This is a genomic window from Spirosoma fluminis (assembly GCF_054778895.1).
Window position 1 is genome coordinate 218,370 of record NZ_BAAGZD010000003.1, and the last position, 20,518, is coordinate 238,887.

A 20,518-nucleotide genomic window follows, 5' to 3' on the forward strand; every position below is an offset into this window, starting at 1 on the left:
ATTATCGGTTAATAGTCATGTATCGTACAAACTTGCGTCCGTCACTGGTCTTAATCACGTAGTAGTACGTTCCGTCGGGTACACCGGCCGCATCGCTGCTTATGTTTACACCCGTGTTCGACTTGCCATCCCAGTCATTCCGGTAGTCGCTGTTCTGGTACACCAGATTACCCCAGCGGTTGTAAATTTCAACCGTCACGGACAGCCCGGTTGTCCCGCGAATCACGAACAGGTCGTTAATCCCATCACCGTTTGGCGAGAAGCCTTCCGGTATGAAGACGGCCGAGAACGTTGGCTCCAACGACAGGGCCGTAGCTTCGCGCTCGTTCACATCGGTCGGGTTGTTGTTCCCGTTCAGGTCGGGGTTAAGTCCCGTCGTCGATATGTCCTCTACGCGGCCCGTCTTCGTGATCGCCTGTCCATACGCCGAGTTCAGGAAGGTTGTCGTGCTGCCGTCGAAGGCCACATTGATCACCACCTGAATCGTATCGGTCTGACCGGCGGCCAGCGTACTGGTGCTGTCGCCCAGAACCAGCATCGGATCAGAACCGCCGTTGAACGCCGGATTCAGCTTCAGCGTACTACCCGTCGAGATCGTAATCGGCGCATTGACCACAGTATAGGTGGCTCCGGTCTGGCTGTTGAACACCTTCGACAGCGAGTCGCTGATGGCGACGTGCGTCATGGGGTCAATACCGTAGTTTTTCACCACAATCTTATACGTTACGTCGTAGCTGCCGTCGCCTTTCCGAACCGTATCACTGACCGCCATCGCCAGACCAATGTACGAGCTGGTCGAGAGGTTGTTCAGAGCTACCGGCGTCGGCTCGCTGTTGTTGCGTGGATCGAGGTCGTAGTCGGGGTCGTTGTTCGTACCCGCCGTCGACGTATCTTCCACAGCTTCTCCATCGAGGGTCAATGCTGTGGCTCGGGCTACGTTGTAGAAGGTGAGCGAATCGGCATTCCGTACGTCGACGCGGACGGTGAAAGTCAGGTTGCTGCTGACTCCAACGGCCAGGTTGCTCAGCGAGTCGACCAGCATCTTGGTAATCAGACCCTGACCCGTGTACAGCGAATCGACTGTCAGGCCAGCACCGGCTGTAACCGGAATGCGGTTGTTCACAATCAGCGCACCATGACCGAAGGTTTCCGACAGGTTATCTTCAACCTGTACGTTTTTCAGCGGCACCGAGCCTAGGTTCGTGACCTGAATGGTGTACGGAATGTCATACACTCCTTCTTCAACCCGCGTTGGCGTACCCACCGACTTGGCAACCCCTAACAAGGCTTTCGGCAGATCGAAGCGTACCGTAGTCGATGCCGCGCCCGACGGCGTTGGATCGAGACCCGCATTCGAGATGTCGCTAACCGTTTGTGTCGAATCTTCCGTACGAGCAACCACCGTCGCCGTCGAGAAGAATGGACCCAGGTTGCCATTCAGCTTCACGTTCATGGTAAATACTACAGTGTCCTGCTCACTCGGAGCCAGGTTACTGGTGCCAGCCAGCAGATTCGCGTCGGTGTTGCCATCGAAAGCCGGATTCACCGCTAAGTTACTACCCGCTCCGACAATCGGCGCACCCACCATGGAGTAGGAAACCGGCGACGCAAACGCTTTCGCTAAGCTATCGGTCAAACTGATGCCGTACAAATAAACATCGCCGAAGTTCTTGATCGTGGCCTTAAACGTTACGTTATACGTGCTGTCGGGCTGCGGTGCAATCTTCGTCACGGCCAGGGCCAGACCGATGCCTGGACCACCCGGTTCACCAACGCCGAGCGTGAACGTCGAGAAGCTGAAGTTATTCGTCGGATCACCGTCATTGTCGGGATCAGAGTCCCCCCCATCAACCGACAGGTCATACACCGATGTTACGCTGTTGACGGCCGAGGCTGAGGCCAGGTTCCGGAACGACGTTGCCGTATCACCCGCCACCCGTCTTACCCTGACGTCCAGGCGAATCGCCTGCGAGCGGCCGGGGGCCAGATAGCTGGTGGTGGAGTCAAGCATGTTCGTGTTCACGCCGGTTCCGGTGAAGTTCGGATTCAGCCTGAAGGTTGTGTTTGGTCCCAGGGCCACTTTAGTTTCAAACACCGTATTCGGCACGAAGAAGTAGGCCAGGTCATCCACAACTCCCACGTTACGCAGGGTGTCATCCCCAAAGTTCGTCACAATAAAGTTGTAAGCGACTTTGATAATTGAATCCCCTTCGGCCGTTGGAATACCCACCACCGATTTGGCGATACCAATCCGGCTCGGCGTGTAAGCCGATGTATCTCTCACACTTACGCTCGACGTATTGTTGGCCAGGTTGGTGTCCCGCTGATCGAGATACGTGATCTCGGCTTTGTTGACAACCTCGCCCTTGGCAACTACGCGGGCCGCGAATGAGAACGATACCGACTGACCCGCCTGCAGGCTATCGATGCGTTTATGGATGGCCCCGTTGCTCACTACGTAATTAAGGGTGCTATCGGCTACCAGTTCGAGACCCTGCGGCAAGACGTCACGTACGTCGATGTTCCGGGCCGTATGCGCGCCCTGGTTGGCCACCTGGATGGTGTACACAACGGGTTCTCCGTGTTTCACAACGCTGGCGCTGGCGGTCTTGGCAATGCTGACATCCGTAGTTAGCGAATCGGCCGTGCAGTTGAAGATGTTCACCACCACCTTAGAGGGGGCGCTCAGACAGCCTGCACCGTTCCGGGCAAATACGTAGTATGTACCCGCGCCTACCGAATCGGGGCGCATCACCACCTGCGACGACGCCGAGCTACCAATCCGGTACTCATACGTACTGCCTGCCGTTGTTGCCGATAAGGCCGAGGTCAGGTTAACGATCTGAGCCGGGCAGTCATTCCGCAGGTTCGACACGAGTGGCGTAGCACCCGGATCGCCGACCGTAACGACTACGTCTTCCGATTTAACCGAGCTGCATCCTTTCGGATCGAACAACTGAACGCTGTAGGCTCCGCTGTTCTTCACCACGATGCTCTGCGTGGTTGCCTGGTTACTCCACAGGTACGTAGCACCGGCGGGGGCTTCCAGCCGGACCGAATCGCCGTAGCAGAAGCTGACCGCACCGATCACCTTCACGGTTGGTACTGACTTGCTGCCTTCAATCGTCAGCAGCATATCGTCTTTGGCAACCGGGCAGCTTGCGTTGTTCGTGCTTACCGAAAGCGTCAGCGTGACCTTGCCCGACAGCACATCTTCGGCACTCGCGGTGTAGACGGCGTTGAGTGCGTATGGATTATCGAACGTACCGCTGCCGCTGGTGGTCCAGTGAGCGGTTTTACCCGCGCCACCCATGACCCCATTCAGCTGATACGTTTTCGTGGTACAGATGCTGGCATCGGCCCCGGCACTTGCTTTGGCCGGATTAACCGGGTTGCAAGGTGCCTGCTCGTCGCAGGTGCTGATGAACACGTGCATTACAGCCGGTAATCCGTAGCATCCGTTCACCGTTCTTTCGACTACGTAATACGTACCCGAGCCAACCGCAGCCGGACTGGCAACCCGTGATTCTGGGCTCAGCGATGCACTCGTGTAGTATTCGAACACGCCACCCACCGTGCTGACCGCGCTGGTTACACCCGTTGCCAGGTCTACTGTATTGAACGGACACGTGTTGGTGCGATCGACGGTGGTCGGAGACGAAACCTTCGGCAGTACCGTGATGGTCACTGGGTTCGATGGTTCGCTCTTACAGCTATTCGACACGCAGCAGCGGGCGGTGTAGGTTACGCTGTTGGCCAGCGAGACTGTGATCGTGCTGCCAACCAGATCATTCGACCAGGTAACGTAGGCATTAGCAGGACAGCCTTTGGCAACCAGCGTAACTGGCGCACCGAAGCAGGCCGTGGTGCTGGTTACGTCCGCAGGTCCGGCAATCGAAATGGTCGGCGCACCCGGCGAACCTACCTTGATGGTGCTGTATGGCGACCATTCGCCCTCGCAGGAACCAACCTTGCAGCGTACACGGTAGCTTACATCGGCCGTTGGGTTCACCGTCAGCGTATTGCCTACCGTTACCCCATCCGACCAGATGTACGTACCACCCGTGCAGCCAGTAGCCACCAGCGTAGCGGTTTCACCCGTGCAAACAACAGGTTTGCTGGTCACGATCGTCGGGATGCCCGGCGTACCCAGGATAACGTCGATGGTGTTCGACATACCGCTGGTACAGCCGTCGATGGTGCAGGTCGCCATCAGCCAGATGTCGCTCAGGGCCGTTTTCTGAATCGACTGCCCAACTGAGCCATCCGACCAGTTCACCACGCCCCCTTCGCAGCCGGTAGCTTCCAGTGTCACCGTAGCCCCGTAGCATACGGTCAGCGACGCGGTGTGCAGCACCGGCGGCTGTACAGAACGTACGCCTATTTTGGCACCGGCCAGATCGAGAGCCGCACAGACGTTCCGATCCGTAATCAGCTTGATTACGTCGCTGCCAGTCGTTATACCCGGTTTAACCGCCGACAGGTCAAGGTAATTTTTGTCGGCTGGGTTCGCGTTGTAGACCAGCGTATGGATTGTGTAGTTTCCGCTTCCAGACGCAACCGTGAAGCTTGGCGTAGCGCTCGTTTGCTGAACGACCAGCTCTGCTCCTTTCGTCAATACATACAGTACCGAGTAGCCATCAGGCTGTACCAGACCACCGGCTGGCGTTGCGGTCAGTACCGCTGGCGTGTTCGACGTGGCACATACCGTCGGCGTAACCGGTGTCAGCGTGCCTGGTTTCACCGTGCAGTCGCCTGGGTTCACCGTGATGGTATTCGACGGATCGCTCAGACAGATGCGGTATTTGCACTGTGCGTAGTACGTCTGCGTACCCACCGGCCGCACCACGATCGACGTGCCCTGGTTGTTGCCGTTGATGTCGTTCGCCGACCAGACTACATCACCGATGCAACCCGTTGCCGTTAAGGTAATGGTACCACCCGGCTCTACGGCGGTGGCCGAAGCCACAATCGTTGGCGCTGGTACCGGCGTTACCGTAATGGTGTAGGTCGGCGAGGTTTCGCTCTTACATACGCCGTTCTGACAGTAGACGGTGTACGAAGTCGTTACCGTTGGCGACACCACAATGGTCGTCGTGGTTTCGTTCGTGCTCCAGTACGGAGTGCCCTGACAATTGTTGACGGTCAGTGTCACCGTTTCGCCCGGACAGATGTTGCCGGTGCTGCAGGTTACCGTCGGCGCGGGTACAGACGTTACGTTCACTTTAATCACGTTCGACTTACCGGTAGCGCAGGCATCACCGACTTTGCAGACTGCGTAGAACTCGTTGTTGGTTGGCGTTGCCGTTACCGAAACCACCTGGCCTGTCTGACCATCCGACCACAGGATCGTACCGGTGCAGCCGCTGGCGGTTAACGATACTACTCCACCATTGCAAAGTGTCGTGGTTGACGCCGTCACCGTTGGCGACGGTGCCGACGACTTATTGACGGTGATACGAACTTTCAGCGACGGTTCGCTTTCGCAGCTACCCTGCTTACAGGTTGCGTAGTACTCGGTCGTTTCCGTTGGCAGAATTTCGATGCTCGCTCCGACCCGGTTGATGCCGTACCACTGCACCGTTCCCGAACAGCCCTCGGCAATCAGTCTTACTTTCTCACCACTGCATATTACCGCCTTGTTCGGCTCGATCCGGATGATCGGCGTCTGTGGCGTTACAACCGTGATGTCGACGGCGTTCGACGGTTCGCTCAGGCAGGTCCGGTACTTGCACTGTGCGTAGTAGCTGATGCTCGCATCCGGGTTCACCTTGATAACCGATCCGGTCAGGTTATTACCGTACGTATCAACCGCGTTCCAGACCACCGTACCCGTACAGCCGGTAGCCGTCAGCGAGACTAAGCCTTTCGCGCAAACCGAATCGGCACTGGCCACGATCGTTGGTGCTACAACCGGTGTGACCGCGATCGTGTAGGTTGGCGACGGTTTGCTGACGCAGCTGCCGTTCGTGCAGTACACGGAGTAACTGTTGTTGCCGACGGTCGGCGTAACAACGATGCTGCCCGTGGTGGCGGTGGTGCTGTTCCAGACTGGCGTACCGAGGCAGTTTTCAACCGTCAGGGTTACCGTTTCGCCTGGGCAGACTCCCGTGGTGCTGCATACAATCGTTGGTGTTGGCAGCTCCGGAGAGATGTCGATTGTTTTCGTGGCTGGCTTGCTCAGGCAACCCGCGATGCGGCACTGCGCCGTGTAGGTTGTCTTCGTGTACGGAGTCACAACAATCGATGCGCCGGTCTGTGCTTTATCCGACCATTCGATCGTGCCGCCTACGCAGCCCGAGGCCGTCAGGGTCACCGAAGAACCCGGGCAGACGGCGCTGGCGCTGGCCGTAATAACCGGCGTCTGCGGGTTGAGCACGTTTACCGTAATCGGGTTAGAGGCTACACTCGTGCAGTTGACCACTACGCAGCTGGCGGAGTAGGTCGTGGTGACTGTCGGGCTCACGCTTACCGTCAGACCCGTTTGTCCATCCGACCATCTGACAGTACCACCTTCACAGCCAACGGCCTGTAGTGTGGTTGATCCACCCTGACAGATTTCCGTAACCGCGCAGGTGATCTGTGGCGGCAGTAGTGCGCAGGTATTGGTCTGGATCACCACCGACGACGTATCGTCCAGCGCAAAATTCGGGTCCTTATCCGGGCTGTTCACAATAGCCGTGTTCCGGATCGGACCGGCCGCTGCGATGGTTGCTTCGATGAGCAGGCTGCGGTTGGAGCCAACGCCCAGCGACCCGACGGTCCAGATACCCGACCCGGCATTGTACTCACCGCCCGGTGTCGAGCTGACATAGGCCAGTGAAGCCGGCAGCAGGTCGTTTACCGTGACATTGCTTGCAGCTATCTTGCCTTTATTGGACACAGTCAGCGAATACGTTACTTTCTGACCTATACTATACGGACCAGGCGTAACGACAGTTTTGACAATTGCCAGATCGGCCAGGCACGTACCAACCGTTATGGTCAGCGACGAACGGGTTGGACTCACGCAGCCTTCGTCGCTAATGGCTTCGGCAGTGTACACAACCGCACCGGCTTTTGCCAGCGTAATAACCAGCTTACCACCGCTTGGGGTCGTGCCTACCAGGTTGTTGTCCTGATCGTACCAGTTGATTCGGTTGCCTGGTGCAAACCCAATCAGTTTGGTATTGCTGCCCTGGCAAACGAGTGTATCGTCGCAGGCGACACCGACCGGTGCATCAGGACGTGGGTTAATATTCGCAATCAGCGAGCTTGTCGCTGCGCTGCATACACCACCCGGACCATCAGGATCGTTGGTCGTTGCCGTTAAGAGTACGGAACCACTGGCGATGTCGGCTGGCGACGGTGTATAGGTAGTTGTCAGGCTATTGGGGTTACTGAATGTACCCGAACCGTTTGAGGTCCACGTAACGCCCGTTACCAGACTTGTGCCGGATACAGTTGCGACCAGCGGAATTACCTCACCCGCACAGATCGCTCTACCTGGCCCAACATTTACCTGCGCTACGTTCTGGCAGTTGCAGTTCACAATCTCAACCGTCAGTACCGTTGGGTTGCTGTAGCAGTTGCCATTTCTTGCAAACAGGTAGTACGTACCCGCACCGACAGTGGTCAGGTTCGTGACGCGCGTTTGCGGTGTACGAGTCAGGCTGGTGTACCATTCGTAGATCAGACCGGTCGTCTGATTTTCGATTTGAACTTGAGTCAGATCAACGGTCGTAGCCGGACAGGTATTTCGAATGTTACCCAGGCATATCGGCGTTGGCACCGTCGTTACTGTCACCACCACCGGTACACGGGCACTGGCGCAGCTATCCGCCGTGGTCACTTCAACGTAGTACACCGTTGTACTGGTTGGGTTGACCGGAACGGCCTGGCCATTGTTGACGATAGCGAAGGCCGTACCCGCATAAGGCGTCAGGTACCAGCAGATTTTCGCACCGGGTACCGGACTGCTTGCCACCAGTGTACCGGTTTCACCATTGCAGATGGTAAAGTCATTCGGTACGGTTATGCTGAAGTCAGTCGGGCAGGATGTGTTCACCGTCAGGCTAACCGGCGTTACGCCCGAACACGAGCGGCTGTCGGTAACAACCACCGTAAAGGCAGATACTGCAGCGGTCGTTGGCGTACCGCTTAATACGCCCGTTACGTTGTTCAGGCTCAGGCCAGCGGGTAATGCCCCCCCCAGCACGGCATACGCATACGGTCCACTACCACCACTGGCCGTTAAGGTCTGGCTGTAGGCTTTCCCTACATTGCCAAGTGCCAGTGTAGCGGGCGTAACCGCAATCGGCGAGCAAACCGTACACGACGCAGGTACAGCATAGACTGTGCTGACGGTTAACGTGTTGATTGTCGCGACGATGGTACGTGAGGTCGGAGCTGTTCCGCTTTGACCGGTGGCGCTGAATGGAACCGACGTTTGCCCGGCCGTTATCGTGAACGAAGCAATCAGCACTCCATTATCGGTAAGCGTCAGGATACCACCGGGTGTGTTGGTCAACGACACAACCCCTGAGTTGGTGTATATATTCGTTGCCGGATCGCAAACTGCCGGATCGACAATGGAGATCTGGATTTCAGGCGTTGTGGGAGGTCCGTAGAAACCAGCATCGATGGTCAGATTATTCTCGCCTGCCGTCAGGGTTACCGGTGCCGTAATCCCGTTTACCGGGTCAGAGTCCGACGCGTCATCGCCCAGGTTGCCCTGCGTAGCCGTGTAGCCCGCAGGTGTCGTGAAGCTGACCGAATACGGTACACCCGGCGTCAGGCCCGTGAACGAGTACAGGCCCGATGCGTTCGTGACGGTCGAAGCCACTACGTTGCCGTTGCTGATCAGGGTCACCACTACGTTCGGAATGCCCGGTTCCGTCTCGATTGGCCCTTGCTGACCATCGCGGTTGGCGTCGACAAAGACACGGTCACCGAGCGTAGCAGTCGGTAGATAGAAGCCTGCGTCAATGGTCGTGTTGTTTTCGCCGTCGGTCAACGACACCGGAGCGGTTATGCCGCCTATCGGATCAGAGTCCGACGCGTCGTTGCCGATGTTCGCCTGCGTAGCGCTATAACCCGCAGGTGTGGCAAAGCTGACCGAGTACGGTACGCCCGGCGTCAGGCCCGTGAACGAATACAGACCCGACGCGTCCGTGACGGTCGAGGCTACTACGTTGCCATTACTGATTAGGGTTACGACTACGTCCGGAATACCCGGTTCAGTAGCCGGTGGTCCCTGCTGACCATCGCGGTTGGCATCCACAAAAACACGATCGCCCAACGTAGCACCCGGCACGTAGAAGCCAGCATCCACGGTCGTATTATTCCGTGCGGTGCTGGATTCGGGCTGACTTGTATCTATGGTGTAAACGCCGGTAAATCCGTTGGGACCCGCATCACTGTCAAGGTCATCGCCTGCTCCGCCAACATTGGCCGAGGTGGACTGGTAACCAGCCGGTGTCACAAAGCGAACCACGTAATTGCCGTCGGCCAGGCTGTCGAACAAATACCGTCCGCCACCCGAGGTAATGGTAGAATCGAGCCGGGTAGTACCGGTCCCGTCATATAAGTATACCGTAACGCCATCCAGACCGGTCGGCCCGTCATCCTGGCGACCATTTCGGTTAGTATCCACAAACACGTAATCACCCAGGCTGCCGAAAGGCCCCTGAACGATGACAATGTTACAGCAATTGCCCGACAGGCACCCATTCCGATACGTATCGAATCGGTAGACGCCCGGACTTTTAATAACCAGCGATAAGTCTGTACCAACTTCGGCCAGACTCGTCGACACTGCTGATGTGCTAATGGGTACCTCGTTTCGGTACCAGACCACCTGATCATACCCTGATGGGATCGTTACTGTGAACTCCTCTCCCGCATACCAGAAAATCGGTACTGAAAAGCAGACCGCGTCGTAATCATCCTCCGCCAGACTGCCGTTGTTCGGCGACGAGTTTGTATCGGTTTGATCGGCGGCTATAACCTCAGCTGTATTGAACCAGACCCCGCGTTGCAACACGATGGCTCCCAATACCAGAACCGCCGAATCACCCGGCGCTATCGAGCTGATCGACATGGTTGCGGTAATTGCCGATGTGGAGGTAACCGGGGAAAACGTACCGTTGCCGCGTACGAACGTAGCCGAACCCGCAATATAACTCACTCCACCAGCGGGCAGCTCATCCCGCACGACTACGTTCGTGGCGGTGGCCGACCCTGGCGCGTTGGTTACAACAACGGTATACGTAATAATATCACCAATAGCTGGACTTTGATTGCTAATCGATTTATTAACGCTGAGGTTAATGGTCGCTGGTGCCTGCCCTCGAGCGGTTGACGAAATCAGCCCAAACGCCAGTACAGCGACTAAAATATAGACGCCGTTCAGAACAGGCGCTGTCAGGTTGTAAGCCAGGCCTGTAAATGAGGACAGCAGCCTACCTAAGCTGCTCACCGAGTAGGGCTCTCCGGTTACGGACGTTAGCCCTCTACCCGTATCTAACAGCTTCCGGGGAGGAGCATCGTCGAGTGATTTGCGTAGTATAAGTTGCTCATTCATTGTATTGTGCACGAAAGGAATTACTGTCTTTTGGCTATCATGAATCGATACGGTAGGTGGCCCGGGGTCGGGGATGTCGGGCGGTTCGCCAACCGATTCGACGGGACTCCTGGCCGTATGATTTCCGCTACGGACAAAGCCAGTTGGCCGCCTTGAAGCGAAGCGGCTCGTTATGGATAAATTCGCTACCGGCACGGGTAAAGCGTTCCTGCGACTCAGGCGCATCAGGAAATAAACGACCTGGCTGATCAGGCGGGTTATCGACGTCAGGCGGGCAGCTTGCCGGTCGCTTTCCGGGCGGAAAGGCGGGCGAACTACAGGCTCAACATGAGTTTTTCGTAGCGTAGAAGTTACTTCCATCTGCAACTTGATTTGGAACGATCGTACTAGCAATTCCCTTCGCTGACTATACAATTATTCAAATTCGTAAACCCATGACGAATCACGGTTTACAGAATTTGGCGAAATGGGTACTTTTGCTTTACTGGAAGTCAACTAAAACTATGCCAATTAGCGGGTGAGCGGATCGCCTGATCCCTGACGGTTAGCTAAAAACCTATATTTTAAGGTCTTACTATCGAATGTTGCTTCGGCAATCAGCTGATCTTTGAAGGAGAGTTGGTAGCCCCCGTTTGCATTTACGGGAAGCGTGGGGTCGACAGGGGTTAGCGAAAACTATGCCAACCGGCATGTAACCTCCTGAGGCTAATTAATTAATCGAACAACTGGTCCATTAGTACTATTTTGATAAACAGGAATTTATAATCACCTCACTATTGATATAATATAAAAAATGTATTCGTTCAAGGTTAATTATAAATACGATTCATCCACTTACATATACTTAAGTATAATAACAGATACAGACTAAACTAACTTCCATCTACAGATTATTGACGCTAGTGAGGTGCAGAGGGTTGCCGACGTCGGCAATATGCCGTGTCAGTTCTAGATTAGGAGACACAAACATGAAAAGGCCACTCCAGTTCGGAGTGGCCTTTTCATGTTTTACTTTCTTAGCTGATTAATACGGACTATACGTACGATCACTGACGAATCCCCTGACTAGAAATCATAGCCTAAGGTGAGGTAAGCAATCGGTTTGCTCAGCACTTTATCTTCGAGACCCCAGCCATAATCAAACTTGACGAAGTAGCCAAAGATCATGGTCCGCACACCGGCACCATAGCCAATGAGGAAAGGGTTCTTAAAATTCGTTACGATTGCCCGAAAGGGTATGTTTCCCCCACCTACGACTTCGGTATTCAGACTGTTCTGCTGACTGAATGGGCCGCTCCCCGTCCAGGCGGTACCAATGTCGGTGAAAGCCACCAGCTGCAGGTTCCGGAGAAAGTTCGACGTAATGTTGCCCCGATACAGGTAACGTATCAGCGGCAGCCGCAACTCGGCATTGAACAGCATGTAACTGTTGCCCGTTAGTTTCCCTTGCCGGAAACCCCGCAGGGGCGCAGCAAAATCAAGGAAGAACACATCCCGGTAGTCCGTTGGTACTTCGTTCAGCAGGGTGTTCGGTACGAGCAGCGGATTAGACGTTACCAGTTCTTTCTGGTTGGCCCCAATCCAGTTTTCCATACCGCCCAGCGTACTCTGTTTAGGTGCAGGTCCGCCCGATTGACTGAAGGCAAAGCGAGCCGCCAGGATCAGGTCGCGGTGGATTCGCTGGTAATGCCGTAAGTCAAGCGACAAGCGCCGGAAGCCTTCCGATGCCGAACGCAGACCGGCGTATTCTTCGAAGCGCAGTTTCAGTCGCGTCCCCATGGTCATGTTCATGCCATTGACCTTGGTATTGTCGAAGACAAACTCACCCCGCACACCGGCATAATCAGATACACGGTCGGGTTCAGCAAACGACGACAGATCGATCAGCCGCGTGATGGCGTAGAACGGCGACAGGGTGAAGCGGCTGTTGACCGATATGGGATAGGAAGCCGACACCGCGAACCGGTTGTAGCGGTATTTCTGGGTGAACCCGGCATCGGGGGGCAAAAACAACGTCTGCCGGTCGACCCGAGCCCCAAAATCGACCCGGTGCGTCAGGTTGGAATATTCGGCGAACAGGTCACTGTTACGTAACGTGGTGGTAATAAAGCCGCCCGCCCGCAGAACGTGGTTTTCCAGCAAGTCAGTCAACGTAACGTCCTGAGCGTAACCAAATCCCCGAATTGGGTCGATCCGCCAGTTCGACGTAGCCTCATTGATACCGAACAACCCTTTGTAGTCGAATGGTCCACGGATGGTAATATTCTCCCGGCGACGATTGCGCGGGGGCGCGGTGGTGATGCTGGGCGTAACACCGGCTACCGAACGACGCTGGCGGTATTCAGCCGCTTTGAGCACTTCGGGATCAAACTGATAATTATCGGTATCGACTTCACCGGGTTCCAGAGCCAATCGTTTGTCCGGGTCTGGTTGCAGACCCCCTGATCCGGCGGTTCTGGTTTTGCTGGTATCGGGGGCCGCGGTCCGGTTTTGTTGCGTTGCCGTATCTGTTTTCACCTGACTGCCTCTGGGGCCCGTGGCTGCGGGTCGCAAACTGCTGGCCCGCTGGGTCGGGGGCGATTGAACCGATTGAGTCAGATTCAACTGCGACCGAAACGCTACGTATTCTTCTCCGTTCTTCAGGCTGCTATACACAAAGCCACCATTGGCCGGATTCAAATCGTACAACCGAATGCTTTGGGGGAACGCCGTTACCTGAGCGACGGATTTATTCTCCGTGTCGAGCTTATACAGGTTCCGGATGCCCGTTGCATCACTCAGGAAGAAAACGCTTGTTTCGCTGGCTGGCAGAGGCTGGGTCGCATAGGTCATCAGTGAATCCGTTAAGCGAACCAGAGACAGATCACGGGCGCTGCCTTCGTGCGAAAACAGACTCAGCTGATCCCGAACGGTTTTGTACGAGCCTTTATCGACCCCGAGCGTATCGTCTTTGCGGTTGGAGCTGAATACTACCTGCCGGGCCGTCCGCCCGACGAAAGCCGGGTACAGATCGTCGTACAGGTCATTGGTAAGCTGCTGATACGAACCCCGGTTGATGCTGTATAGAAACAGGTCGTTCTGCCCTTTCCGTTCGGCGCTTAAGACCAGGCTGCCCCCATCCTCGGAAGCATCCATCCAGACTACCTGCGAGAGGCCATTGACCTGCCGTTTGAAGAGCTGCTTAGGCCGTTTTTCGAAATTACCGAACTGATACAGATTGGTACGTCCCAGCTCGTCGGTGATCACCAGCAGGGTGTTGCCTTTCTGCCAGGCGACCAGCGGGGTACTGGTGCGGGTTGACTGCCCATCGAGCCGGTAGCCGCCCGCCAGCACCGTCGTCTTCTTGCGGTTTGTGGTGTTTACCACCTCAACGCTGAACTTACCGTCGCGCAGCACTGAATACGCGATGTATTGTTTATCGGGGCTAAGCTTCAGGCTGACTAAGACATTCTTGTCATCGGCTGACCCAACTTTCAACTGAAAATCGTCGGCCGTACTGCGGTACGACTGCGATACGCTGTTGGCCATACCGGCGTAATACTCGCGCCATTCGCGCAGGAAGCGACTGTATGGGATACCCAGCGTACTGGAAATGCTGCTTTGTTCATTCCGGATGATCCGGGTCAGATTCAGGATGTTCGATACGTTGTCGCGGCCGTATTTCTGAACGATATAGTTCCAGATCGAGTGACCAATGCGCTCGGCTTCCGCGCCTGATAGCAGAGATGGTTTGCGGACGGGGTGATTCAGTGATACGTCGCGCATGTAATCATCCAGTTCAAGGCTGTTGCCTTCGGCGATATACGCAGCAATACCCGGCATAAACCAATCGGGCAGGGTCAGCAGCAGCGAACTCTGTAAGGCATCTTTCAGGCTGCCGCCGTACAGCATGTCATAGACGAACAGCATCGAAATGTCGCGGATGATCTGCCGACGAAAACTGACCTGATCGCCGGTGAAGGCCAGTTCAACCCGCGACTTAGACAGATCCTGCTCCCGGCTGCTCAGGCCGCTCTGCGCGTTGAGACCGATGTTGCTCTGCGCCAGCTCTTCGGGCGAATTGAACAGAAAAATCTTAATGCGATTGTACGGCGTATACCCGAGCAGTTCCGTGATCCGATCGAACTCCGACTCCGCGTACTGAGCGGTCAGGTTCGCGATCTGGGTTCCGTCCTGGTAATAATAAATCTCGAAGTTCGACGTCCGGATGATCTTCCAGTCGAAACCCCGGTATTGAATGCGGTTTTTACCGAACCGCTCAAGCGATGGATAGTTTTGAGCCGCGGCCATGCTTAAGCCGCCCAACCACAGGCCCAATAGCAGAATGTATTGATTTCGCATATGCTTAACAGTCAGCAGACAGGAGCCGAAAAATGACCGACGAACCCTTCGTTTACGTCACTTTTAGTCCGGCTTCTCTCTCCTCGTTCCTAACTCGTTATAATAACGATATATACCGATTAATATTCGCTTCCGATTCTAAATCTTCGCCATCGAGCAGATGACGCGCAAACTGCTCCGCCAAATACGGCGACAGCGACACGCCTTTCGTGCCCATGCCGCCAAAAATACCCACCGCCGGTTGCCGGGGGTGCCGCCCCACAAAGGGCCGCCGGTCTTTGGTGGACGGGCGGATGCCAGCCTGCTGGGCTACAATCTGATACGGTACGTTCAGGACGCTGCTGACCTTCGATTCTAAGAACGCGCGACCATCGTTGGTTGTTTGCCAGTCCAGATCGTGCCAGGTGTAGGTAGCGCCTATTTTTAGTAACCCATCCCGCACCGGCAGGATGAACACACCCTGATTCACGATATTCCGGATCGGATACGAATCGACGGTAACCGTCAGGATCTGGCCTTTTACGGGGTTATAGGGCAGCCAGTTGAACAGTTCATTCGCCCCGCCCTGCGTACCATCGCAAAAGATTACGTTTCCGATCTCAATTTCTTTCCACTCGACCGCATTCTCCTTAATGATCAATTTACCGGCATCTACTCGTCCTTCGTAGTATTGATTTTTCCGCATGAAATAGCCTTTGATAATCCGCACGAATTCGGTCAGATCGACCCAACCGGCCTGCGTGACCTCAAGGCCACCGAAAGGATTTTTGATGAACCCGCTGTACTGCTGATTATCGACCTCAGCAGATACATAGGGCTGAAGGTCGGGCTGGGCCGCCAGGGCGAGGTAATCGGCCTGTTCAGTAGCCGAGCGAAAGGGCCGGTAAATGCGGGTGGGATGAAAAAACCGGACGCCCAGCTGGCGTTCGATTGAGGTGTAAAATTGATGCAGGAACGGAAACAGCTCATCGGCTTTCCAGGTCCGAACGAGTTTTCGGCCCGTTAGCGGATTCACGATGCCGGCGGCTACTGACGAAGCCGAAGGCAACGCGGGATCATCTGCCAGCAGTACGGTACAGCCGCGTTGATCCAGGGTCCAGGCCAGCACCGAACCGGCTACCCCCTGCCCTACAATCAGGAAATCGGCTTTCATTGGTAATCAATCAACGATAATGAGTTCGGCCAGCGGGCCGTTGTTTAGTTTTCCCAGAATGGCTTAGGCCTGTTTCCGGCGGGCGCGGGCTTCGCGATGCAATTCCGACAGCCGCCGGTCGGCCTGTTCAATCACCCAGTCGACCTGCTCTTCAATGGTCATGTGCGAGGTATCCAGCAACGTAGCATCGGGCGCCTGTACCAGGGGACTTTCGGAACGGGTTGTATCAATCAGATCGCGCTTTTCAAGATTCTTCACAATGTCGTCGAGGTTCACCAGCTCGCCTTTAGCCAGGAGTTCCTGCTGTCGACGCTGCGCCCGAATAAACGTATCGGCGGTCATAAACACTTTTACTTCGGCATCGGGAAACACCTTGGTACCAATGTCCCGCCCATCCATAACCACGCCCCGTTTGCGGCCCATTTTCTGCTGCTGGGCGACCATCGCCCAGCGAACTTCCGGAATGGCGCTGACCTCACTAACGATGTTGGAGATATACATCTTCCGAATCTCCTCCTCTACGTTCAGGCCGTTGAGGCAGGTTTCGTTCTTGCCGGTCCGGGCGTTGTGGTTAAAGGTAATGTGGATGTGTTCGAGCGCGGTGGTCACCTCTTTGTGGTTCGACAGCGTCACCCGCTCCTGAATAAAGAATAAACTGACAGCCCGGTACATGGCCCCCGTATCAATGTATCCGTAGCCCATTCGGGCGGCTACAGCTTTGGCGGTTGTGCTCTTCCCGCAACTTGAGTATCCGTCAATGGCAATTACGATCTTCGGCATGAAAAACGACCCGCCGAAGCGGTAAGGTTTTGGCAAAATAACCACAAAAAACGCGGAGGGCAAAGGATGACGCTGGGTAAGTACCTTCGCAATGGCGACGTTGCAGGCGTTACGTCCTGCGACCAACTACGTTATATAACCCGCTCTTTATGCTCCGACCGAAGCAAGGCAAAGATGTGCTCGTCCAGGTATTGATTGTTTTTAACGGCGGCCTTCTGGTGAATGGCTTCGTGGCGATAGCCCGCTGATTCGAGCACGCGCATGGACCCGATGTTGCCTTCGAGTACGCAGGCAAAAATGCGGTTGACCTGAAAATTCTGAAAGATATAGTCCGTCATAATCGGTACCGCTTCGGTCATGATGCCCCGACCCCAGTAATCTTCACCCAGCCAGTAGCCAATCTCGGCGTTGTAGCGATAAATATCGTCTTTAACCGTGAAGCCAATATTACCCACGGCCTGGCCGTCTACTTCAACGGCCAGGTTGTTCGGCTGCTGGTACGATTTGTTCGAACGCACCCAAGAGTGGGCATCCCGGGGGGTATATGGATAGGGGAAAAAGTCGCGTACATTGTTCCAGATACGCCGGTTGCTGGCGTGGTGCGATAACGAATCTTCGTCTCCCTCGCGCCAGGGACGAAGGCGACCAACCGAAAGCTGAAACGTAATCAAAGTAGTAGTCAAGGGAACGCAGGGTTTTACGTCAGTAACAATAGATTGCTCTAAATGTTAGCGTGACGTTTCGTTCATGAACACAACCGTTAAACTGCGTGCACCGTGCGCACCAATTACTAACGATTGCTCAATGTCGGCGGTTTTGGATGGCCCCGCGATAAATACCCCATAACTGAGCTGCGTCCGGTCGATTCGCTGGTAGGCTACGTGCATGTTTGGCACAAGCCGGTCGGGGTCGATCACCAGAACCAGATGCTGCGCAATAAACGGAAGGGCGCGGTGAAACATGGCCCCTTCCGGCACCCAGATGGCGGAATTTTCAGCTACCGCAAATTCGCCTTGTAAGACTGCCACGTCAATCTGCTCCAGGATGACTTTGTCGGTCTGTGCATCAACGGTTGTCAGCTCGATACCGGGAAGAGTTATGGCCGATACGATCCGTTGCGCTTCCGGAAAGCGTTGCCGAAGGGGCTCCTGCAACGCCCCCCCCCCTCTTAAATCGATTAACTGACCACCCACGAAGGCGAGGGCGTCCTGAAACTGAGCGAGCAGGTCGTCCGTTTCAGTCACAAATAAAGGAACGTCGGGCAGAGGAAGTGGCTCCGGTTTGTTCTGGCGGATACGGTCAAGGAGTTGGTTGCGGGCAGTCATAGCGCCTGGATTGCGTTTGATACGTCAATACTACAAAAATAACTTCGTCCCTTTCCTACCCTATTTCACACCCCACCTACCGACATTCGTCGGAAAAGGCAAAAGGTCGGCAATCCGGCGCGCTAGTTTTGACTCATCAGGTCACAACAAGAGCCGCCATGAAACCGCACTACGTCCTCTTTATTCTCGTCTTAATAACAAGTCCGCTGTTAGCCCAGGTCGCTCTAGTCGGTCGCGTACTGGACCAGAAAGGGCATGCTTTACCCGGTGCGAACGTATTTCTGCGCGGTACCTACGACGGGGCCAATACCGACAGCACCGGAGCGTTCCGCTTCTCCACAGCCCGCCAAGACACAGCCACCCTGATGGTATCCTACATTGGCTACGAACCATTTGCTAAGAAAATTATCGTCGCACAGTCTAGCCCGCTAATCATTCGCCTGACCGAGATGGCCAACGAGCTAAATACGGTCGTCATAACGGCTGGGTCGTTCGAAGCGTCAGACGAAAAACGGATGACCATGCTGAAACCCATGGACATTGTCACGACCGCGGGAGCCGCAGCTGATATTACGGCCGCTATGAATTTGCTGCCCGGTACGCAGCGCGTTGGCGAGCAGGAAGGTCTGTTTGTACGCGGTGGGTCTAATAGCGAAGCAAAAGTGGTGATCGACGGCATGATCGTTCAGAATCCATACTTTAGTTCACTACCCGATGTACAGTCGCGCGGCCGGTTTCAGCCCTTCATGTTCAAGGGAACGTCGTTCAGCACGGGCGGTTACTCGGCGCAGTACGGTCAGGCGCTGTCATCGGTACTCTTGCTGAACACTGTCGATAAAACGCAGAACGAAGGCTTGGGACTGAGCCTAAATCTGGCCAACGCGGGTATCAGCTACGATCACGCCAGCGAAAAATCGTCGATTTCGGCAACGGGTTACTACGGAAACCTGAAACCGCTCTTTGCGCTCGTCAGGCAAACTATTGACTGGACGCGTGAGCCCGAGTTTGCAGGTTCTTCGCTCACCTACCGGCTTAAACCCAGCCAGACGGGTATGCTCAAGTTTTACGGCATGTACTCCGACAGCCGGTTAGGCATGAATTTTCGCGACCCATCCAACGAGCTTGGTTTAACCGCTTTACAACAGCATAACCGCAACTTCTTTACGACCAGTACGTACACCGACAGCTGGGCAAACGGTCGCTGGTCATTAAACTCTGGTTTATCGTACAGCTACGATATCGATGCCACCACCTTCGATGCGCAGGATTTCGGCCGGTCGAGTGAACGCGCTCAGGGACGGTTCGTACTGACCCGACTTTTAGGCAGCAGCAACTCGTTTCTGTTCGGGGCAGAAGCTCACTCCGTCTCAATCGGGAATTCAGTACTGGGCACCCACTATAAGCTGCACGATACGTATGGATCGGTGTTTGCGGAATCACAAACGTACCTGGGTCGCAACCTGGCGGTTCAGGTAGGGCTGCGTGGTGAATATTCGTCCGTTATCGGCCGGTTTAACGTATCACCGCGCCTGTCGCTGGCGTATAAAACCGGCGTATTCAGTCAGGTGTCGCTGGCTTACGGACAGTTTTATCAAACTCCGGATTATCGCTATCTGTATCTAAACAAATCGCTTGACTTTGAACGGGCCGATCACCTGATTCTGAATTACCAGATCATTAAAAACAAACGTACGTTCCGGATTGAAACCTTCTACAAAAATTACGCGCAACTGGTGCGTGAGTTTACTGGTCAGCCCTTCGATGCCAATCCCTACCGCTTCCCCTGGGGACGTACTGACAACACCGGCTCCGGCTATGCCAAAGGCTTCGATGTGTTCTGGCGCGACCAGAAAACGGTAAAAGGACTGGACTACTGGGTTACGTATAGTTACGTCGACACGAAACGGCTCTTTCAACAGTATACCGTTGTGGCCACACCAACTTTCATATCGAACCACAACATCAGCCTGATTACGAAGCGCTACTTCGAGAAAATCAGCACGAACATGGGCCTGACGTACACCATCAGCAGCGGTCGGCCCTACTATAACCCCAACCGCAGTGATGCTGATTTCCTGGCCGATCGAACGCCGATTGTCAACAACCTCAGCTTTTCGGCTAGTCACGTCACCCGCATTAACCAAAACCTCGTCGTCCTGTACGCATCGGTGGATAACATACTGAACACGCAGAATGTGTTCACCTACCGCTACGCACCCAACCGCGAGGGCGGACCGAGCCAGACGCGCTATGCCGTTGGTCCGCAGTCTTACCGAAGCTTCTTCGTCGGTGGCCTGATCATGCTCTCGAAGAAGGCCAAAGTCAATATCAACGAACTGTAACATCGATCATCAG

The 20,518-nt window shown here is 55.1% G+C and carries 7 protein-coding genes; 1 reads left to right on the forward strand and 6 read right to left on the reverse strand.

Annotated elements, in window-relative coordinates; all coding sequences use genetic code 11:
• Position 1: 1 nt before the first annotated feature.
• The 6 genes from ACYVBJ_RS02920 to ACYVBJ_RS02945 form a co-directional block, all read right to left on the reverse strand.
• Positions 2 to 10,924 carry an SdrD B-like domain-containing protein gene (locus ACYVBJ_RS02920; protein WP_460980806.1) on the reverse strand — a complete coding sequence of 3,641 codons (10,923 nt, stop codon included), beginning with the start codon at positions 10,922 to 10,924 and terminating at the stop codon, positions 2 to 4.
• A gap of 705 nt (positions 10,925 to 11,629) precedes the next feature.
• Positions 11,630 to 14,905, reverse strand: a complete 3,276-nt coding sequence (locus tag ACYVBJ_RS02925; RefSeq protein WP_460980807.1) for a hypothetical protein — start codon at positions 14,903 to 14,905, stop codon at positions 11,630 to 11,632.
• Between the two features lie 97 nt (positions 14,906 to 15,002).
• Positions 15,003 to 16,058, reverse strand: a complete 1,056-nt coding sequence (locus ACYVBJ_RS02930) for an NAD(P)/FAD-dependent oxidoreductase (protein ID WP_460980808.1) — start codon at positions 16,056 to 16,058, stop codon at positions 15,003 to 15,005.
• Positions 16,059 to 16,121: 63 nt separating this feature from the next.
• Positions 16,122 to 16,838: a (d)CMP kinase gene (cmk, locus tag ACYVBJ_RS02935; RefSeq protein ID WP_460981263.1), complete on the reverse strand. Its 717-nt coding sequence runs from the start codon at positions 16,836 to 16,838 to the stop codon at positions 16,122 to 16,124.
• Between the two features lie 131 nt (positions 16,839 to 16,969).
• A complete protein-coding gene (locus tag ACYVBJ_RS02940) occupies positions 16,970 to 17,521 on the reverse strand; it encodes a GNAT family N-acetyltransferase (RefSeq protein ID WP_460980809.1) in 552 nt (183 codons plus the stop codon).
• 45 nt (positions 17,522 to 17,566) lie between these two features.
• Positions 17,567 to 18,163, reverse strand: coding sequence for a LutC/YkgG family protein (locus ACYVBJ_RS02945; protein ID WP_460980810.1), 597 nt, complete (start codon positions 18,161 to 18,163; stop codon positions 17,567 to 17,569).
• Positions 18,164 to 18,321: 158 nt separating this feature from the next.
• On the opposite strand from ACYVBJ_RS02945, the gene ACYVBJ_RS02950 reads away from it, so the two are divergent.
• Positions 18,322 to 20,505: a TonB-dependent receptor gene (locus ACYVBJ_RS02950; RefSeq protein ID WP_460980811.1), complete on the forward strand. Its 2,184-nt coding sequence runs from the start codon at positions 18,322 to 18,324 to the stop codon at positions 20,503 to 20,505.
• Positions 20,506 to 20,518 lie beyond the last annotated feature (13 nt).

Bases quoted from the DNA above. Each gene is read 5' to 3' on its own strand.
- ACYVBJ_RS02920 (WP_460980806.1), bottom strand. From the start codon at position 10,924: ATGGAAGTAACTTCTACGCTACGAAAAACTCATGTTGAGCCTGTAGTT.
- ACYVBJ_RS02925 (WP_460980807.1), bottom strand. From the start codon at position 14,905: ATGCGAAATCAATACATTCTGCTATTGGGCCTGTGGTTGGGCGGCTTA.
- ACYVBJ_RS02930 (WP_460980808.1), bottom strand. From the start codon at position 16,058: ATGAAAGCCGATTTCCTGATTGTAGGGCAGGGGGTAGCCGGTTCGGTG.
- cmk (WP_460981263.1), bottom strand. From the start codon at position 16,838: ATGCCGAAGATCGTAATTGCCATTGACGGATACTCAAGTTGCGGGAAG.
- ACYVBJ_RS02945 (WP_460980810.1), bottom strand. From the start codon at position 18,163: ATGACTGCCCGCAACCAACTCCTTGACCGTATCCGCCAGAACAAACCG.
- ACYVBJ_RS02950 (WP_460980811.1), top strand. From the start codon at position 18,322: ATGAAACCGCACTACGTCCTCTTTATTCTCGTCTTAATAACAAGTCCG.